The 19057-nt window shown below is 71.7% G+C and carries 15 protein-coding genes and 2 pseudogenes; 11 read left to right on the forward strand and 6 right to left on the reverse strand.

Going from position 1 to position 19057, the window contains the following annotated elements; translation table 11 throughout:
* Positions 1-3 precede the first annotated feature (3 nt).
* From nuoL to ACRWNP_RS10895, 9 genes and pseudogenes are all read left to right on the forward strand, one after another.
* Positions 4-1902 carry an NADH-quinone oxidoreductase subunit L gene (gene nuoL, locus ACRWNP_RS10855; protein ID WP_431960878.1) on the forward strand — a complete coding sequence of 633 codons (1899 nt, stop codon included), beginning with the start codon at positions 4-6 and terminating at the stop codon, positions 1900-1902.
* A complete protein-coding gene (locus tag ACRWNP_RS10860; RefSeq protein WP_431960879.1) occupies positions 1902-3497 on the forward strand; it encodes an NADH-quinone oxidoreductase subunit M in 1596 nt (531 codons plus the stop codon). The genes nuoL and ACRWNP_RS10860 overlap by 1 nt, the downstream gene beginning before the upstream one ends.
* The gene (gene nuoN / locus ACRWNP_RS10865; protein WP_431960880.1) at positions 3494-5146 is read left to right on the forward strand and encodes an NADH-quinone oxidoreductase subunit NuoN; all 1653 of its coding nucleotides are present in this window, start codon (positions 3494-3496) and stop codon (positions 5144-5146) included. The genes ACRWNP_RS10860 and nuoN overlap by 4 nt, the downstream gene beginning before the upstream one ends.
* 141 nt (positions 5147-5287) lie before the next feature.
* Positions 5288-5455 (forward strand): annotated as a pseudogene (locus ACRWNP_RS10870) (ATP-grasp domain-containing protein); the annotation flags it as partial.
* A pseudogene (locus ACRWNP_RS10875) lies at positions 5452-6656 on the forward strand (FAD-dependent oxidoreductase); the annotation flags it as partial. The pseudogenes ACRWNP_RS10870 and ACRWNP_RS10875, both read left to right, overlap by 4 nt.
* Positions 6657-7081: 425 nt before the next feature.
* The gene (locus ACRWNP_RS10880; protein WP_431960976.1) at positions 7082-8068 is read left to right on the forward strand and encodes a polyprenyl synthetase family protein; all 987 of its coding nucleotides are present in this window, start codon (positions 7082-7084) and stop codon (positions 8066-8068) included.
* Between the two features lie 256 nt (positions 8069-8324).
* A complete protein-coding gene (locus ACRWNP_RS10885) occupies positions 8325-9587 on the forward strand; it encodes a LolA family protein (protein WP_431960881.1) in 1263 nt (420 codons plus the stop codon).
* Positions 9588-9627: 40 nt separating this feature from the next.
* Positions 9628-10593, forward strand: a complete 966-nt coding sequence (locus ACRWNP_RS10890; protein ID WP_431960882.1) for an ABC transporter ATP-binding protein — start codon at positions 9628-9630, stop codon at positions 10591-10593.
* On the forward strand, positions 10580-11452 hold the full coding sequence (locus ACRWNP_RS10895) for an ABC transporter permease (protein WP_431960883.1): 873 nt from the start codon (positions 10580-10582) through the stop codon (positions 11450-11452). Before ACRWNP_RS10890 ends, ACRWNP_RS10895 begins: the two co-directional genes overlap by 14 nt.
* A gap of 10 nt (positions 11453-11462) precedes the next feature.
* On the opposite strand, the gene ACRWNP_RS10900 is transcribed toward ACRWNP_RS10895, so the two are convergent.
* Positions 11463-12044, reverse strand: coding sequence for a flavodoxin family protein (locus ACRWNP_RS10900; protein WP_431960884.1), 582 nt, complete (start codon positions 12042-12044; stop codon positions 11463-11465).
* 70 nt (positions 12045-12114) lie between these two features.
* Positions 12115-12564, reverse strand: coding sequence for a VOC family protein (locus ACRWNP_RS10905; protein ID WP_431960885.1), 450 nt, complete (start codon positions 12562-12564; stop codon positions 12115-12117).
* A gap of 67 nt (positions 12565-12631) precedes the next feature.
* Between ACRWNP_RS10905 and ACRWNP_RS10910 the strand changes: the two genes are divergently transcribed.
* The gene (locus tag ACRWNP_RS10910) at positions 12632-13297 is read left to right on the forward strand and encodes a CGNR zinc finger domain-containing protein (protein WP_431960886.1); all 666 of its coding nucleotides are present in this window, start codon (positions 12632-12634) and stop codon (positions 13295-13297) included.
* Here ACRWNP_RS10910 and rarD read toward each other — a convergent pair.
* Together rarD and ACRWNP_RS10920 are read right to left on the reverse strand one after the other, a co-directional pair.
* On the reverse strand, positions 13287-14231 hold the full coding sequence (rarD, locus tag ACRWNP_RS10915) for an EamA family transporter RarD (protein ID WP_431960887.1): 945 nt from the start codon (positions 14229-14231) through the stop codon (positions 13287-13289). The genes ACRWNP_RS10910 and rarD overlap by 11 nt on opposite strands.
* A gap of 197 nt (positions 14232-14428) precedes the next feature.
* Entirely contained in the window at positions 14429-15286 is an 858-nt protein-coding gene (locus tag ACRWNP_RS10920; RefSeq protein WP_431960888.1) for an SDR family oxidoreductase, read from the reverse strand.
* Positions 15287-15391: 105 nt separating this feature from the next.
* On the opposite strand from ACRWNP_RS10920, the gene ACRWNP_RS10925 reads away from it, so the two are divergent.
* On the forward strand, positions 15392-15787 hold the full coding sequence (locus ACRWNP_RS10925; RefSeq protein ID WP_431960889.1) for a winged helix-turn-helix transcriptional regulator: 396 nt from the start codon (positions 15392-15394) through the stop codon (positions 15785-15787).
* Positions 15788-15836: 49 nt separating this feature from the next.
* On the opposite strand, the gene ACRWNP_RS10930 is transcribed toward ACRWNP_RS10925, so the two are convergent.
* Both ACRWNP_RS10930 and ACRWNP_RS10935 read right to left on the reverse strand, forming a co-directional pair.
* Positions 15837-16922, reverse strand: coding sequence for a 2-oxoacid:ferredoxin oxidoreductase subunit beta (locus ACRWNP_RS10930; protein ID WP_431960890.1), 1086 nt, complete (start codon positions 16920-16922; stop codon positions 15837-15839).
* A complete protein-coding gene (locus tag ACRWNP_RS10935; RefSeq protein ID WP_431960891.1) occupies positions 16915-18840 on the reverse strand; it encodes a 2-oxoacid:acceptor oxidoreductase subunit alpha in 1926 nt (641 codons plus the stop codon). The genes ACRWNP_RS10930 and ACRWNP_RS10935 overlap by 8 nt, the downstream gene beginning before the upstream one ends.
* Between the last annotated feature and the right edge of the window lie 217 nt (positions 18841-19057).

The following is a 19057-nucleotide window of genomic DNA, read 5'->3' on the forward strand; positions in this document are numbered from 1 at the left end:
ACAGTGGACTACTTGATCGGATGGCTCGTCCTCCTGCCGCTGCTGGGGGCCGGCGTGCTGCTCACCGGCGGCCGGAGGCTGGACCGCGCGGGCCACTGGATCGGCACCACGCTCGCGGGGGTGTCCTTCGTCGTCGCGGCGGTGCTCTTCTTCGACATGCTGGGCCGCGGCGGCGAGGACCGCGCGCTGCACTCGACCGCCTTCACCTGGCTCTCGGTCGGCGGCTTCCACGCGGACGTGGCCTTCCAGCTCGACCAGCTGTCGATGACCTTCGCTCTGCTGATCACCGGTGTGGGCACGCTCATCCACATCTACTCGATCGGCTACATGGAGCACGACGAGCGGCGCCGCCGCTTCTTCGGCTACCTCAACCTCTTCCTCGCGGCGATGCTCCTGCTGGTCCTCGCCGACAACTACCTGCTGCTCTACGTCGGCTGGGAGGGCGTGGGCCTCGCCTCGTACCTGCTGATCGGCTTCTGGCAGCACAAGCCCAGCGCGGCGACCGCGGCCAAGAAGGCCTTCATCGTCAACCGCGTCGGCGACGTCGGCCTGTCGATCGCGATCATGCTGATGTTCACCACCTTCGGGACCTTCACCTTCGAGCCGCTCTTCGGCCAGGTGGACCAGGCGGGCGAGGGCGTCCTGACCGGCATCGGCCTGATGTTGCTGCTCGCCGCCTGTGGCAAGTCGGCCCAGGTCCCGCTGCAGTCCTGGCTCGGCGACGCGATGGAGGGCCCGACCCCGGTCTCGGCCCTGATCCACGCCGCGACGATGGTGACCGCCGGCGTCTACCTGATCACCCGCTCCGGCGTGATCTTCAACGCCGCACCCACGGCCCAGATCGCCGTGGTGACGGTCGGCGCGGTCACGCTGCTCTTCGGTGCGATCGTCGGTTGCGCGAAGGACGACATCAAGAAGGCCCTGGCCGGCTCGACGATGTCGCAGATCGGCTACATGGTGCTGGCCGCGGGCCTCGGCCCGATCGGCTACGTCTTCGCGATCATGCACCTGGTCACCCACGGCTTCTTCAAGGCCGGGCTTTTCCTCGGCGCCGGATCGGTCATGCACGGCATGAACGACGAGGTGGACATGCGCAAGTTCGGCGGCCTGTGGAAGTACATGCCGGTCACCTTCGCCACCTTCGGGCTCGGCTACCTGGCGATCATCGGCTTCCCGGGCCTGTCCGGCTTCTACTCCAAGGACAAGATCATCGAGGCCGCCTTCGCCAAGGGCGGCACCGAGGGCTGGATCCTCGGCGGCGCGGCCCTGCTGGGCGCGGCGATCACCGCGTTCTACATGACCCGCGTGATGGTGATGACCTTCTTCGGCGAGAAGCGCTGGCAGCCCGACGCGGACGGCCACGAGCCGCACCCGCACGAGTCGCCGAAGTCGATGACGATCCCCATGATCGTCCTGGCCTTCGGCTCGGTCTTCGCCGGTTTCCTGTTCAGCTTCCACGAGGCATTCGTGAAGTGGCTGGAGCCGGTCACCGGTCACGAGGAGGGCCACCCGCCGATCGGCGCGGGCGCCGTCACCGGCGCCACGATGGTGGTCATGGTGCTCGGCGTGGCCCTGGCCTGGGCCATGTACGGTCGCCGCCCCGTCCCCTCCGTCGCCCCGCGGGCCAGTTGGCTCACCCGCGCCGCCCGGCGCGACCTGCTCCAGGACGACTTCAACCACGTCGCCCTGGTGCTCCCCGGCGAGTACCTCACGCGCGGCCTGGTCTACGTGGACCACAAGGGTGTGGACGGCGTCGTCAACGGCACCGCGGCCGCCGTCGGCGGCCTCTCCGGCCGGATGCGCCGGCTCCAGAACGGTTATGTGCGCAGCTACGCCGTGTCGATGCTGGCGGGCACCGCGGTGCTGGTCGCCGCGACGCTGCTGATGAGGGGTGTTGCCTGATGTCCATCCCCCTGCTCACGCTGACCGCCGGGCTGCCGGCGCTCGGCGCGATCGCCACCGCCGCGGTGCCGGCGGCGCGGCGCGGGGCCGCCAAGTGGCTCGCGCTGCTCGTCTCAGTGGCGACGCTCGTGCTGGCCGCCGTCGTCTTCGTGCGCTTCGACCCGGGCGGGGCCCGGTACCAGCTCACCGAGTCCCACGCCTGGATCGCCGACTTCGGCGTCCGCTACGAACTCGGGGTGGACGGCATCGCCGTCGCGCTGATCGGGCTGACCGCGCTGCTCGTACCGTTCGTCATCGCCGCGGGCTGGCACGACGCCGACCCCCTGGAGGAGAAGAACCCGGACCGCCGCTGGCGCCCCACCCAGGGCTTCTTCGCGCTGATCCTGCTGGTCGAGGCGATGGTGATCATCTCCTTCGAGGCCACGGACGTCTTCCTCTTCTACATCTTCTTCGAGGCCATGCTCATCCCGATGTACTTCCTCATCGGCGGCTTCGGGGACCGTGCCCACGAGCACGGCGAGGAGGAGGCGGCCCGTCAGCGCTCCTACGCGGCGGTGAAGTTCCTGCTCTACAACCTGGCCGGCGGGCTCATCATGCTGGCCGCGGTCATCGGGCTCTACGCCGTCACCGCCGACCAGCTCGGCCAGGGCACCTTCTCCCTGCAGGAAATCCTGCAGTCCCGGGCGTCCGGCAAGCTCGACATGTCCACCACCGCCGAACGCGCCCTGTTCCTGGGCTTCTTCTTCGCGTTCGCGGTCAAGGCCCCGCTGTTCCCGCTGCACACCTGGCTGCCCAACGCCATGGGTGAGGCCACGGCGCCGGTCGCGGTGCTCATCACCGCGGTCGTCGACAAGGTCGGCACCTTCGCGATGCTCCGCTTCTGCCTCCAGCTCTTCCCCGAGGCCAGCAAGTGGGCGACGCCAGTGATCCTGGTGCTGGCGCTGGTCAGCATCATCTACGGCGCCCTGCTCGCCGTCGGCCAGCGCGACATCAAGCGGCTGATCGCGTACGCGTCCATCTCCCACTTCGGCTTCATCATCCTGGGCATCTTCGCGCTGACCTCCCAGGGCCAGGGCGGGGCGACGCTGTACATGGTCAACCACGGCATCTCCACCGCCGCGCTGATGCTGGTCGCCGGCTTCCTGATCTCCCGCCGCGGCTCCCGCCTCATCGCGTCCTACGGCGGGGTGCAGAAGGTGGCCCCGGTGCTGGCCGGCACCTTCCTGATCGGCGGTCTGGCCACGCTGTCGCTGCCGGGGCTCGCGCCCTTCGTCAGCGAGTTCCTCGTCCTCGTCGGGACGTTCAGCCGCTACCCGGCCGTCGGGATCATCGCCACCACGGGCATCGTCCTCGCCGCGCTGTACGTCCTCGTCCTCTACCAGCGGACGATGACCGGCCCGGTGAAGGCCGAGGTGCAGGGGATGCCCGACCTGAAGGTCCGGGAACTCGCCGTCGTGGCACCGCTGATCGCGCTGCTGATCGTGCTCGGCGTGTACCCGAAGCCGCTGACGGACGTCGTCAACCCGGCGGTGCAGCAGACGCTCTCCGACGTGCACAAGACCGACCCCAAGCCGGCGCTGGAGGCATCCAAGTGAGCAGCACAGTTGCTGTCCACAGCCTGTGGACAACGGCGGCACCGCTCGCCGCCGACAAGATCAACGCGCCGAAGATCGAGTACGCCCAGCTCGCTCCCGTCCTGATCGTCTTCGGTGTGGCCATCCTCGGCATCCTCATCGAGGCGTTCCTGCCGCGGCGCCTGCGCTACACCGGTCAGGTCGGCCTCGCGGTGATCGGCATGGCCGCCGCCTTCGCCGCGGTCGTGGCGCTCGCGGCGGGCGGGTACGCCACGACAAAGGCGCACATCGCCGCCATGGGCGCGGTCGCCGTCGACGGCCCGGCCCTCTTCCTGCAGGGCACGATCCTGCTGGTGGGTCTGGTCGGGGTCTTCACCTTCGCCGAGCGCCGGCTCGACCCCAAGGCGCACGGCCGCAACGTCGACTCCTTCGCCGCGCAGGGCTCCGCGGTGCCCGGCAGCGACCAGGAGAAGGACGCCGTCCGGGCCGGTTTCACCACCACGGAGGTCTTCCCGCTGCTGATGTTCGCCATCGGCGGCATGCTGATCTTCCCGGCGGCCAACGACCTGCTGACGCTCTTCGTGGCCCTGGAGGTCTTCTCCCTCCCGCTCTACCTGCTCTGTGCCCTGGCCCGGCGGCGTCGCCTGATGTCGCAGGAGGCGGCGGTCAAGTACTTCCTGCTGGGCGCCTTCTCCTCGGCCTTCCTGCTCTTCGGCATCGCCCTGCTGTACGGCTACGCGGGCACGGTCTCCTACTCCGGCATCGCGTCGGTCGTGGACGGCACCGCCAAGCTCACCCCGGCGCTCGCCGACACCGCGGGCAACGACGCGCTGCTGCTCATCGGCGCCGCGCTGGTCGGCATGGGCCTGCTGTTCAAGGTGGGCGCCGTGCCGTTCCACATGTGGACGCCGGACGTCTACGAGGGCGCGCCGACCCCGGTCACCGGCTTCATGGCCGCGGCCACCAAGGTCGCCGCCTTTGGCGCGCTGCTGCGGCTGCTCTACGTGGTCCTCCCGGAGCTGCGCTGGGACTGGCGGCCGGTGCTGTGGGGCGTCGCGATCCTCACGATGCTGGTCGGCGCGATCGTCGCGGTCACCCAGACCGACGTGAAGCGTCTGCTCGCGTACTCCTCCATCGCGCACGCCGGGTTCATCCTGGCCGGTGTCATCGCGACCACGCCGGAGGGCGTCTCCTCGGTGCTCTTCTACCTGGCGGCGTACTCCTTCGTGACGCTGGGCGCCTTCGCGGTCGTCACGCTGGTGCGCGACGCCGGCGGGGAGGCCACGCACCTGTCGCGCTGGGCGGGTCTGGGGCGGCGCTCACCGCTGGTGGCCGCGGTCTTCGCGGTCTTCCTGCTGGCCTTCGCCGGCATCCCGCTGACCTCCGGGTTCGCCGGGAAGTTCGCGGTGTTCAGCGCCGCCGCGCAGGGCGGCGCGGTGCCGCTGGTGATCGTGGGTGTGATCTCGTCCGCGATCGCGGCGTTCTTCTACATCCGGGTCATCGTGCTGATGTTCTTCAGCGAGCCGAAGGTGGACGGTCCCACGGTCGCCGTGCCCTCGCCGCTGACGTCCACGGCCATCGCGGTGGGTGTCGCCGTCACCCTGGTGCTGGGTGTCGCGCCCCAGTACTTCCTGGACCTCGCGAGCCAGGCGGGCGTCTTCGTCCGCTGACCCCCTCGCACGGCCCGAGCGCCCCGTGACCGGCTCCCCGGTCACGGGGCGCCGTGCTGTCGCGGCCCGGCCGCGCGGAGCCGTCACGGCCGGATCGCGCCAATCCATCCGGGAGCCGTCTTTCCGGCGTGCGTTCGCCCGCCGCACGCCCCCGGCCGCGCCACCGGCACCGAACTGGCCTGGCCGGCCGCCGACGGGCTGCGGCCGTTCCTCACCATGCTCGCCCGCTTCCTGCGGCCCGGCGCCCGGCACCTGCTGCGGATGTACCGGTCACGACGTCGAACCGCGATGCGAAGGGAACACCCATGACGACGCCCGTCGCTGTGATCGGCGCCGGCCCGTGCGGTCCGTCCACAGCCGCACACCTGCGCGAACGAGGAATCGCCCTACGCACCTTCGGCAACCCCATGGTCAGCCGGCGCGAGAACATGCCCTCCGCCATGACTCCTGAAGTCCACCCCCGCCGCATCCAGCATCTCCGCCCGCCCGGCCCGGCCACACCCTGCGCGACTTCTGCCTGGACGCCGGGGAGCGGCCGCTGGTCACCGACTGGGACCTGATCCCCGCCGGGACCTTCGTCCGCTACGGCCACCGGTTCCAGGAGCGGCTCGTCCCCGACCTGGGACAGGTCAAGGCGGTGTCCGTGGACCGGGCCGCGACAGGCGGCTTCGAGCGCGAGCCCGGTTCCGGCGAGCAGTTCCGGGCCCGGGCGGTCGTCGTCGGCGGCGGAGCGCACGGCTTCGCGCACACGCCCGGTGTGCTGCGCCGGGTCACGCCCGACGGACCGTCGGTGACGGGACCCGTCTCGCACAGCTCCCAGCACACCGACCTGGGCCGGCTCACCGGCGCGAGGCGGTCGCCGTGGGCGCCGGGCAGTCCGCGGTGGAGAGCGCCGTACTGCTCGCGGAGGCGGGCGCCACCGTACGGCTGCCGGCCCGCGGGCGGCGCTCCGTGGGCTTCGGCGACCCGCCGGACCGGCAGCCGCGCCTGCAGCCCGAGTCGCCCTTCGGGCGGGCCTGGCCCCTGTACGCCTTCACCTACCACGCCCGGTATGTCCGGGGCCTGCCCGCGCCCCTGCGGGTGTACCTCGCGCGCCGCGTGCCGGGCCGCTGGATGCCTGGTGGCCGCGGGAGCGCTTCGAGGGCAAGGCCACCGTCAGCGGGGACCACACCCTGCGCGGCGCCTGCCTGGACGAGGGCGGCAAGGCCGTGCTGTCCACCGCCGCTCCCGGCGGCCGGGCGGCCGAGTTCCGCGCCGACCACGTGAGGGCCGCCACCGGCTACCGCGTCGACCTGGAGGCGCTGGACTTCCTCGGGTCCGAGCTGCGTGCCGAGCCGGCCCGTACCGGCGGCTCGCCCCCCGGCTGGGCGCCGGCTTTGGCTCCTCCGTTCCGGGGCGTACTTCACCGGCCTGCCCGCCGCGGCCACCTTCGGGGCCGGTGCTGCGCCTCGTGTGCGGCACGGAGTGGGCCTCGCCGCGACCGGCGGCGGCGGTGACGAAGGCGTACGGGCGCTGGGCGGGTCCCGCGCCCCGGCCCGCGCGGCCATCCACGGCGTGGCTCCCCGCACTTGGCGCGGGCCGCGCCGTTCGGCGTGCGCGCCGGGAGCCGTACGGCGGGCGGGCATGGCGGGCGGCTCGCGGGGAAGGCGCCAGTGGCACGAGGTCCTTCGCGGAGCCCGCTCCGGGCGCCCCGCAAGGGGTGGTCCGAGGCGGCGGTGGGGGCCCGCGACCGGGCGCGGACCCGGGGAAGACCGGTCGCACAGGCGGGCAAAACCGGGCGTAGTGGCCCGAGGGGGCCATGCCCTCGCAGTGATCGAGAGGCGACCGGTTACTCTGCCGGTGTAGTACAGCGCCACGCCGCACGCCGCAGAAGCGATCTCAGCGACAGGAGAATCCCAGGTGACGACGGTCGTCGGGCCCTTCGGGCTGAGCGTAATGGACGAGGACCTCGAGTCCGGGGTCCGGGCCGGGCTGTCCGCCGTCGAGGAGGGCCTCATGGAGGCCACCAAGAGCGATGTGCGGTTCATCACAGAGGCGGCCCGCCACCTCGTGCACGCGGGCGGGAAGCGGTTCCGTCCGCTGCTGGTGCTGCTGGCCGCCCAGTTCGGCGACCCGCACGCTCCGGGCATCGTGCCGTCGGCCGTGGTGGTGGAGCTGACGCACCTGGCGACGCTGTACCACGACGACGTCATGGACGAGGCCGCGGTGCGCCGCGGCGTGCCGAGCGCCAACGCCCGCTGGGACAACTCGGTCGCCGTGCTGACCGGCGACTTCCTGTTCTCCAAGGCCTCGCACATACTGGCCGACCTCGGGCCGGAGGCCGTACGCATCCAGGCCGAGGCCTTCGAGCGGCTGGTCACCGGGCAGATCCTGGAGACCGTCGGCCCGCGGGACGGACGCGACCCGATCGACCACTACCTGGAAGTCATCGCCGGCAAGACGAGCTCGCTGATCGCCGTCTCGTGCCGCTTCGGCGCGATGATGTCCGGCGCGGACGAGAGCGTCGTCGACATCGTCACCCAGTACGGGGAGCGCGTCGGCACGGCCTTCCAGCTCGCCGACGACGTGCTGGACATCGCCAGCGACTCGCACGAGTCCGGCAAGACCCCGGGCACGGACCTGCGCGAGGGCGTACCGACCCTGCCGGTGCTGCACCTGCGTTCGGCCGTGGCCAAGGCGGGCGGCTTCGCGTCGGCGGACGACCGGCGGCTGTGCGAACTGCTGGACGGCGATCTGACGGACGACCGGCGGCACGCCGAGGCGCTGGCGCTGCTGCGCGCCCACCCGGCGCTGGCTCAGGCCCGGCGCGACACCGTGCGCTACGCGGACGAGGCGCGGGCCCTGCTGGCACCGCTGCCCGACTGCGCCGCCAAGCGGGCCCTGGAGGGCCTGTGCGACGCCGTGGTGCACCGCGCGGGCTAGGAGCCCGGGACGGGCCGTCCCCGGCGCCGACGCGGCCCGTGCGGCCACCGGGTGAGGCGCCCTGTGCCCTGAGTCGTGGTCAGGGACCGTCATCCCAGGGGTGTACGCCGAGTTGATCCCGGCGGGCGATGCGCCCGAGTGGCGCGATTGATGGGATAAGAGGCAGCACCACACGGCGGATCGGGCGACAATGGCCCGAGGTGGACGAGTGCGACGCTGACGAGAACCCGCCGTTGACGACGGAGGTAGGCACGTAATGGCACCCATCCAGCCCATGGACGACGACCGGGAACCCCGGCGGCGGACCAAGGCGATACGTTACGCGGTCCCGGTGGCGGCGGCGGGAGTCGCCGCGGCGACCATCGGGCTCGTTCCGGCGCTCGCGAACGCGGGCAGCCCGGAGCTGCCCAAGATCACGGCCGAGGAGCTGATCGCGAAGGTCGCGGCCTCGGACACCCAGACGATCTCCGGCTCGGTCCGCATCAGCACGGACTTCGGCCTGCCGGCCGTGCTGAGCGGCGCCACGGGAGCCGCCGGGCCCTTCGGCGGCGGTGGTGGTGGCGCCGGCGGCCGCGGGGACTCATCGGCCGACCCGAGGGAGCAGCTGACCCAGTTGCTGGCCGGCTCCCACACCCTGCGCATCGCGGCCGACGGCCCGCAGAAGCAGAGGGTGTCGATCGTCCGGAACGCCGCGGAGTACAGCCTCGTCCACAACGGTGACGAGGTCTGGGCCTACGACAGCGGCAGCAATCAGGCGTATCACCTGACCGGTCTCCCGCGCGACGCGCGGGGCGAGGACTCGGCCAAGGGCGACCGCGAACTGCCCGAGGGCTGGCCGGCCACCCCGCAGGAGGCCGCGAAGAAGATCCTCGACGCGACGGACGACAGCTCCACCGTCACGGTGGACGGCACCGCGCGCATCGCCGGGCGGGACGCCTACCAGCTGGTGATCAGGCCCAAGGCCGCCGACTCCACGGTCGGGGCGATCCGGATCGGCGTGGACGCCGGCACCGGTGTGCCGCTGAAGTTCACTCTCTCCCCGAGCGGCGGAGGCAAGGCCGTCGTCGACGTCGCCTTCACCAAGGTCGACTTCTCCCGGCCCGCCGCCTCGACCTTCGACTTCACCCCGCCCAAGGGGGCGAAGGTGACGACGGAGAAGGCCGACGGGAAGGCCGGGCGGGAGGCCCGCGAGGCGCACGAGGAGCTCGGTGACCTCGGCGGCCTGGACGGTCTGGAGGGCCTGGGCGTCCTCGGCAAGGGCTGGGACTCCATCGCCGAGCTGAAGCTGCCGCGGGAGGCGCTGAACGCCGACCCGTCCAAGGGCGGGGACAAGGCCCCCGGCCTTGGCGGGCAGGGGCTGCTCGGTACCTTCGGCAAGGAGGTCAAGGGTGACTTCGGCACCGGCACGGTGCTGGGCACCCGCCTGGTGAACGCACTGATCACCGACAGCGGCAAGGTCTACGTGGGCACCGTGACCCAGGACGCCCTGATCAAGGCCGCGGACGCGGCCGCGAAGTAGAGCGCGCAGCAGGGCACCGGCACGCAGCGAAGGAGCGCCGATGGGGGAGCCGTCCGCCGAGTCCGGTGAGCACGCGATCTCCACGAGCGGACTCACCAAGAGGTACCGCGGCGGACAGCTCGCCGTCGACGGCCTCGACCTCGCCGTACCCCGGGGCAGCGTCTTCGGCTTCCTGGGGCCCAACGGCTCCGGGAAGACGACGACGATCCGCATGCTCATGGGGCTCATCGACCCGACCTCCGGTACGGTGCGGGTGCTCGGTGAGCCGATGCCGCGCGCGGTGCGCAACGTCCTGCCGCGCGTGGGCGCGCTGATCGAGGGCCCCGCCCTCTACGGCTTCCTCTCCGGCCGGGACAACCTGCTGCGCTTCGACGCGGCCGATCCGACCGCCGGTCCCCGCACCCGCGGGGACCGGGTCGACGCGGCCTTGGAGAGGGTGGGCCTGGCCGCCGCCGCGGGCAAGAAGGCGCGTGCCTACTCGCTCGGCATGAAGCAGCGGCTCGGCCTGGCCGCGGCGCTGCTGCGGCCCCGTGAGCTGCTGGTGCTGGACGAGCCCACCAACGGCCTGGACCCGCAGGGCATGCGGGAGATCCGCTCGCTCGTCCGCGAGCTGGCGGCGGACGGCACCACGGTCTTCCTCTCCTCCCACCTCCTCGACGAGATCGAACAGGTCTGCACCCACGCCGCCGTGATGTCCCGCGGCAAGCTGATCACCCAGGGCCCGGTGGAGGCGCTGTCCTCCGCCGGCCGTCTGGTGGTCACCACCCCCGACCCCGCCGAGGCGGTGCGGGTCCTGAAGGAGCGCGGGGTCACAGGTCTCGCCGCCGACGGCGACCGGGTCACGGGGGAACTGGCCCAGGACCCGGCGGCGCTCCCCGAACTCGCCGACCTCAATGCCGCACTGGTCGCCGCCGGAGTCCGCGTCCGCGGCTTCGGCGTCGAACGGGCTTCACTGGAGGACGCGTTCGTCGCGCTGACCGGAGAGGGCTTCGATGTCGCAGGCTGACACCCTGACCACCGGGCCGGTGTGGCCGATCCGCTCGCTCGGGCTGTTCCGCAGCGAGCTGGTGACCGTGCTGCGCCGCTGGCGCACCGTGGCCCTGCTGGCCGTCCTGGCCGGGGTCCCGGTGCTCATCGGGATCGCGGTGCGGATCGAGACCGGTGACGGCGGCTCGGCAGGCGGCGGCGGCGACGGCCCGGCCTTCGTCGCGCTGATCACCAACAACGGTCTCTTCCTGGTCTTCGCCTCGCTCGCCGCGACGCTGCCGTTCTTCCTCCCCATGGCGATCGGTGTCGTGGCCGGTGACGCCATCGCCGGCGAGGCCAACGCGGGCACCCTGCGCTATCTGCTGGTCGCCCCGGCCGGGCGCACCCGTCTGCTGGTCTCCAAATACGCCTCCGTCCTGGCCTTCTGCCTGATCGGCACGCTCGTCGTGGCCGTCTCGGCACTGGTTACCGGCGCGTTGCTCTTCCCGCTCGGCGACGTCACCCTGCTGTCGGGCACGACGGTTCCGTTCTCCGAGGGGCTGCTGCGCGCCCTGCTGGTCGCCCTGGTCGTGACCGCCTCGCTCACCGGCATCGCCGCGCTGGGCCTGTTCATCTCCACGCTCACCAACAGCGGCATCGCCGCCATGGCCACGACCGTGGGCCTGCTGATCACCGTGCAGATCGTCGACACCATCCCGCAACTGCACGCCGTGCAGCCCTACCTCTTCCCCCACTACTGGCTGAGCTTCGCCGACCTGGTCCGCGCCCCCGTCTACTGGGACGAGATGCGCAGCAACCTCCAGCTCCAGGCCCTTTACGTCGCCGTGTTCGGGTCCGCGGCCTGGGCCCGTTTCACCACTCGCGACATCACGGCCTGAGCCCAGGCGGTCAGCTGAAGAAGGTCTTCGCCCGGCCCAGCGCCGCCGTGTCCCGCAGGATGTCACCCGGCCTGCTGCCGTAGCCCAGCAACGCCCCGCCCCAGCGCATACCGGCGTAGTCCGCCGTGTGCCGCAGCGTCCCCACCAGCGGGGCCGCCGTCGCCGGGTCCCGGCCGCCGTGCACGGTCACCGACCACAGGGTCTTGCCACGCATCCGCTCCAGGAAGTCCAGCCCGGGCACGCGCATCCAGCCCGACCAGTGGTCCAGGTAGAGCTTGGTGCCGGTCGAGACGCTGTACCAGTGCAGCGGTGAGACCACCACGATGTCGGTGGCCGCCAAGGTGGCCTCCAGAAGCGTCGCGGCGTGTCCTGTCGGCGCGGGATAGCGGCCGTCGCCGTCGTGCCGTCGGTCCTCGAAGAGCGGCAGCGGCAGATCCTTCAGCCGCAGCCAGCGTCGGTCCACCGTCGGCGGAAGCTGCTCGGCGGCGTGCCGCGCCAGCATCTCCGTGTTGCCGTCGGCGCGGGTGCTTCCCACCAGGAACAGGAACGACCGCTCTGAGTCCGACACCCCGTCATCTCCTTGCGTATGCATTAGTTGCGTATGCATGGAGATGTTTTCATCGCTCCGCCTCCGTCGTCAAGGCGAGTGCCGGAGCCGAGGGTCACGCGACGTCGAACTCGTTCCCCTCCGGGTCTGCCATGGTGACCCAGGTGCCGGAGGGCTCCGCTATCCGCCGCAGCACCTTCGCGCCCAACCCCTCCAGCCGGGCCACTTCCGCCTCCAGCCGGCCGGTGCCCGGGTGGAGGTCGATGTGCAGCCGGTTCTTCACCGTCTTGGCCTCGGGCACCCGCTGGAACAGGATGCGCCGCCCGAGGCCCGAGCCCTTCTCCTCGTCGTACGGGTCCTCGGGGTGGCGCACGCCGGCCAGGTCCCGCCAGGCCCTCCGGCCGGCCGCCTCGGTCAGAAGATCCTCCGTGACGGCGCCGAACCCCAGCAGCTTCTCGATCAGCACGCTGTGGTCCTCGAGCGTGTACTCCAGGGCCTCCGCCCAGAAGGCGGCCTGCCGGTGCGGATCCGCCGCGTCGATCACGAGCTTCCAGTGAACTGCCATGCCGTGCCCCCTCGTTCGCGTCTCCTGCCGGCGTCCCGGCCGGTCTGTAACCAGTTATATTGGTTACATGAAGGAGCCCGCAATCGGTCTGGTCCTCCCTTCACCCGAAGGAGTCGCCTACCGTTTCGATCCGGGCGCGCTCGGCCTCGAGCTGCTGCCCACCGGCGGTCCCGGCGCCTACGCCGGCTACGAGGTCCTCCACGAGCCCGCCGACCTGGTCCGCTGGGCGGCGGCGTGCCGGCTGCGCCCCGACCCCGACGGCCTCGCGGTCTCCCCGGAGGACGTCGCCACGGCCCGGTACCTGCGCGACGCGCTCTGGCGCGTCGCCGTCGCCCGCGTCCACGGGCAACCGCTCCCCGCCGCGGACCTCGTCGTCCTCAACGAGGCGGCCGCCTGGCGTCCTCCCGCGCTGCGCCTGGCCGCCGACGGGAGCCGCGCCTGGCGCACCCCGGTCACCGGCACGCAGGTCCTGGCGGCCGTCGCGCGGGACGCGGTGGAGCTCTTCTCCGGCCCGTACGCCGACCGCGTCCGTGAGTGCTCCGCCCACGACTGCCGGCTGGTCTTCGTGGACACCTCACGCCCCGGCCGGCGCCGCTGGTGCTCCATGGAGCACTGCGGCAACCGCCACAAGGTCCGCGCCCACCGCTCCCGCAGTCAGGCGCACGAGGCACATGAGGCGTCGAGGGACCCGAAGGCCGGCGTCCGTGCGCCGACGCCGCGGCTCAGCCGGTGACGGCCCCGCGCGGCGCCGCCTCGTCGGGCAGCACGGCGGCGGCGCGCACCGCGATCCGGCCACGCCGGGCGGCACGCAGCGCGTCCCAGGTCAGCAGAGCCAGGGCGAGCCAGACGAGGGCGAAGCCGGCCCAGCGTTCAGCTGGCATCTCCTCGTGGAACCACAGCAGTCCGAGCCCGAACTGGAAGACCGGCGCGAGGTACTGCAGCAGCCCCAGCATGCTCAGCGGGATGCGGATGGCCGACGCTCCGAAGCAGATCAGCGGTACCGCCGTGACGACGCCGCACGCGGCGAGCAGAAAGGCGTGACCGGCCCCGTGCGAGGCGAAGGTGGCGTCGCCGCGGGTGCCGAGGAAGACCAGGTAGCCGAGCGCCGGCAGGAACTGCAGGGCCGTCTCGGCCGCCAGCGACTCCAGGCCGCCCATGCCGACCTTCTTCTTGATGAAGCCGTAGGTCGCGAAGGAGCAGGCCAGGGTCAGCGCGATCCAGGGCAGCCGCCCGTACCCCAGGGTCAGCACCAGGACGGCGGCGGCGCCGACACCGACCGCGGCCCACTGCGCGGGCCGCAGCCGCTCGTGCAGGACGAGGACGCCGAGGGCGATGGTGACGAGCGGGTTGATGAAGTAGCCCAGCGAGGTCTCGACCACGTGGCCGCTGTTGACGCCCCAGATGTACAGGCCCCAGTTGACGGATATGACGGCCGCGGCCACAGCCAGCAGCCCGAGCCGCCGCGGCTGCCGCAGGAGTTCGGGGACCCAGGCCCAGCGGCGCATCACCAGCAGCACGAGGGAGACGACGGCGAGCGACCAGACCATGCGGTGGGCGAGGATCTCGCCCGCGCCGGAAGGTTCGAGGAGCGGCCAGTACAGGGGGAAGAGCCCCCAGAGCCCGTAGGCGGCGAATCCGTACAGCAGACCGGCACGCTGCTCGTTCACTCGTTCCTCCCGGGGCGCTGGCCGACTGCTCGAAGGTAGCGTGCGTGGCCATCTCCCGTCATCTGCGTATCGCATGACGGTCATGACACCTTCGCCGCAGGCCGGGAGCGCGTCCGCGCGGGACGGGCAGGGGGCGGGGCCCCCGCGTCCGGAGGGGATCCGCCGCGGGGCCCCGCCGTTCGGGCGGGCGGGTGGGGTCAGCCCTTGAGCGCCGCCGCGACCGTGTCCGCGAGCGCGGTGGTGGGACGTCCGATCAGCCGGGCGAGGTCGCCGCTGCCACCCTGGAGGAGCCCGCGGGAGATGCCGGCGACGTCCACGTCGACGTGCATCTCGGCCACCGGCTCGGGCAGCCCTGCGCCGGTCAGGACCGCCAGGAAGGCGTCGGCGGGCAGGTCGGTGTAGGTGACCTGCCGGCCGGACTGGCGGGCCAGCTCGGCGGCGTACTCGGCCATCGTCCAGGCCTCGTCCCCGCTGAGTTCGTACACCGCGTTCTCGTGCCCCTCTCCGGTCAGCACGGCCGCGGCGGCGTCCGCGTAGTCCTCGCGGCTCGCGGAGCCGATGCGGCCCTCGCCCGCGCTGCCGGTGACGCCGTGCTCCAGCTGGACGGGGATCTGTGCGGTGTAGTTCTCGGTGTACCAGCCGTTGCGCAGCAGTGTGTAGGTCAGCCCGGAGTCCAGCAGGGCCCGCTCGGTTTCCTGGTGCTCCCCGGCGAGCCGGAAGTCGGCGTCCGGTCCGCCGAGGACGCTGGTGTACGCGAGCCGTGCCACCCCCGCCTCCTTGGCGGCCTCGATCACGGCGGTGTGCTGCGCGACGCGCCGGCCGACCTCGCTGCCCGAGATCAGCAGCACCACGTCGCCCGCCCGGAAGGCGCCCTTGAGGGTCGCGGGCGCGTCGTAGTCGGCCACCCGGAGCTCCACGCCCCGGGAGGCGAGGTCCGCGGCCTTGTCCGCGTCGCGTACGACGGCTGCCACACGCTCGGCCGGGCCGTCGGCCAGCAGTCGGTCCACGACCAGACGGCCCAGCTGACCGGTGGCTCCGGTGACGACGATGCTCATGAGGGGTTCACTCCAGTCGCTGTTGTCCCCGTTCGTGATGACTGGACTAACCCTACGAGCGGTACTAACTTCCAGAAAGTACCCACTTCAAAGTAAGCTGGTGGCATGGACGTAAGGGACGAGCTGACCGATGTGCTGCAGGCGCCCCCCGACGTGAACGCGCGCAACTGCCCCTCGCGCGTGATCCTCGAACACGTCACCAGCCGCTGGGGCGTGCTGGTGCTCGCCGCCCTGATCGACGGGACGCTGCGCTTCAGCGAGCTGCGCCGCACGATCGGCGGGGTCAGCGAGAAGATGCTCGCCCAGACCCTGCAGACCCTCGAGCGCGACGGTTTCGTGCACCGCCGGGCGCACCCCGTCATCCCGCCGCGCGTGGAGTACTCCCTCACCCCGCTCGGCAAGGAGGCCGCGGATCAGGTCTGGGCCCTGGCCCGCTGGACCGAGGACCGCACGGAGCAGGTGATGGTGGCCCGCCGGGCGTACGACGGGGCCCGGGCCTGACGATCAGGCCCGGGCCCCGTCGTACGTCCGGCGTGATGGGCGTGGTGGGTCAGCCCACGACCGTCCACGTGTCGTTGCCGGCCAGCAGGGCGGCGATGTCGCCCTTGCCGTGCTGCTCGACGGCCTGCTCCAGCTGCTCGGACATCAGCGCGTCGTAGACCGGCCGTTCGACGCTGCGGAACACGCCGATCGGCGTGCGGTGCAGCGTGTCGGGGTCGGCGAGCCTGGACAGGGCGAAGGCCGTGGTGGGCGAGGCGGCGTGCACGTCGTGCACCAGGATCTCGTCCTCGTTGGACGCGTCGACGTCGACGACCCTCAGGTCGCCGGTGGCCCGGTCGCGCACGACGCCCTTGGTGTTGTCGGCGCCGAAGAGGATCCGCTCCCCGTGCTCCAGCCGGATCACCGCGTTCTCGGCGGAGGTCCGGTCCTTCAGCACCTCGAAGGCGCCGTCGTTGAAGATGTTGCAGTTCTGGTAGATCTCGACGAAGGCGGTGCCCGGGTGCGCGGCGGCCGCCCGCAGCACGCTCGTGAGGTGCTTGCGGTCGGAGTCGACGGTGCGCGCCACGAAGGAGGCCTCCGCGCCGAGCGCCAGCGAGACCGGGTTGAAGGGCGCGTCCAGCGAGCCCATCGGCGTCGACTTGGTGATCTTGCCGAGCTCGGAGGTGGGGCTGTACTGCCCCTTGGTCAGACCGTAGATCCGGTTGTTGAAGAGCAGGATCTTGAGGTTCACGTTGCGACGCAACGAGTGGATCAGGTGGTTGCCGCCGATGGACAGCGCGTCGCCGTCACCCGTGACGACCCACACCGACAGGTCGCGCCGCGAGGCGGCGAGGCCGGTCGCGATGGCCGGGGCGCGGCCGTGGATGGAGTGCATCCCGTAGGTGTTCATGTAGTACGGGAAGCGGGAGGAGCAGCCGATCCCCGAGACGAAGACGATGTTCTCCCGGGCCAGGCCCAGTTCGGGCATGAAGCCCTGCACCGCGGCGAGGATCGCGTAATCACCGCAGCCGGGGCACCAGCGCACTTCCTGGTCCGACTTGAAGTCCTTCATGGACTGCCTGGCTTCGGCCTTGGGGACCAGGGACAGCGCCGGCAGCCCCGGCGTGCGGTGTTCGACGGCAGGAGCCTCAGACATCTGCGCTCTCCTCCTGGATGGCGGCAGCGAGTTGCTCGGCCTTGAAGGGCAGGCCGGTGACCTGGGTGTGCGAGCGGGCGTCGACCAGGTACTTCGCCCGCAGCAGGTGGGCGAGCTGGCCGAGGTTCATCTCCGGGACCACTACCTTCTGGTAACGCCCCAGGACCTCCCCGAGATTCCCGGGGAAGGGGTTCAGATGGCGCAGATGCGCCTGTGCGACCGCGCCCCCTGCGCCCCTGATGCGCCGTACGGCCGCCGTGATCGGCCCGTATGTCGAGCCCCAGCCGATCACCAGCGTCCGCGCCCGGCCGTCCGGGTCGTCGACGACGACGTCGGGCACCTCGATGCCGTCGATCTTGGCCTGCCGGGTGCGCACCATCAGGTCGTGGTTGGCCGGGTCGTACGAGATGTGCCCGGTGCCGTCCTGCTTCTCGATGCCGCCGATCCGGTGTTCCAGACCGGGGGTGCCCGGCACCGCCCAGGGGCGTGCCAGGGTCCCCGGGTCGCGCAGGTAGGGCCAGAACTCCTCGGTGCCGTCCTCCGCCACGTGGTTGGGCGTCGTCGCGAACTGCACCCGCAGGTCGGGCAGCTCGTCCAGCTCGGGGACCCGCCACGGCTCGGAGCCGTTGGCCAGGTAGCCGTCGGAGAGCAGGAGGACCGGGGTGCGGTAGGTCAGCGCGATGCGGGCCGCCTCCAGCGCCGCGTCGAAGCAGTCGCCCGGGGTGCGCGGCGCCACGATCGGGACCGGCGCCTCGCCGTTGCGCCCGTACATCGCCTGCAGCAGGTCGGCCTGCTCGGTCTTGGTCGGCAGGCCCGTCGAGGGCCCGCCGCGCTGGATGTCGACGACCAGCAGCGGCAGCTCCAGCGACACCGCGAGGCCGATGGTCTCCGACTTCAGCGCGACACCCGGGCCGGAGGTGGTGGTGACGGCCAGCGAGCCGCCGAAGGCCGCGCCGAGCGCGGCGCCGATGCCGGCGATCTCGTCCTCGGCCTGGAAGGTGCGCACGCCGAAGTTCTTGTGCCGGCTCAGCTCGTGCAGGATGTCCGAGGCCGGGGTGATCGGGTACGAGCCCAGGAAGAGCGGCAGGTCGGCCTGTCGGCTCGCGGTGACCAGGCCGTACGACAGCGCCAGGTTCCCCGAGATGTTGCGGTAGGTGCCGGTCGGGAAGGCCGCTTCGGCCGGGGCCACTTCGTAGCTGACCGCGAAGTCCTCGGTCGTCTCGCCGAAGTTCCAGCCCGCGCGGAAGGCCGCGACGTTCGCCTCGGCCAGTTCGGGCTTCTTCGCGAACTTCTTGCGCAGGAAGTCCTCGGTGCCCTCGGTGGGCCGGTGGTACATCCACGACAGCAGCCCGAGCGCGAACATGTTCTTGCTGCGCTCGGCCTCCTTGCGGGTCAGCGGGAACTCCTTGAGCGCCTCCACCGTCAAGGTGGTCAGCGGCACCGGGTGCACCGCGTAGGCCGACAGCGAGCCGTCCTCCAGTGGCGAGGCCGTGTAGCCGACCTTGCCCATCGCACGCGAGGTGAACTCGTCCGTGTTGAGGATGACCTCCGCGCCGCGCGGCAGGTCGCCGATGTTCGCCTTCAGTGCCGCCGGGTTCATCGCGACCAGGACGTTCGGGGCGTCGCCCGGGGTGAGGATGTCGTGGTCGGCGAAGTGCAGCTGGAAGCTCGAGACGCCCGGCAGGGTGCCTGCGGGGGCCCGGATCTCGGCCGGGAAGTTCGGCAGGGTGGACAGATCGTTGCCGAACGACGCCGTTTCCGAGGTGAACCGGTCTCCCGTGAGCTGCATGCCGTCGCCGGAGTCCCCGGCGAAACGGATCACCACCCGATCGAGCTTCTTGGTCTCCTTGGCCGGTTTCCGCTGCTCTCCCAGAACGGGGCGATCGGGGGTTGTCGGGCTGCTGACCTGGCTGGTCACTGAATCGGACCTCCTTCGAGGCGGCGGCTCACGACCGGGGCCGTGACCTTGTGTCCCACGCGCCATCGTACGTGGGTAAGGGTCGCCTTCCCGGGTCTTCCCGCATCGTGAACGCCGCGCTGAGCTCCCTTTGTGCCCTGATGGGTCACGGTCACCGCCCCCGGAGCCGGTGCTGCCTGCTTCCTCCATAGGGGACGCCTTCCGGCGCCGCTTCAGT

The sequence above is a fragment of the Actinacidiphila sp. bgisy160 genome (assembly GCF_965342435.1).
Taxonomy (GTDB): domain Bacteria; phylum Actinomycetota; class Actinomycetes; order Streptomycetales; family Streptomycetaceae; genus Actinacidiphila.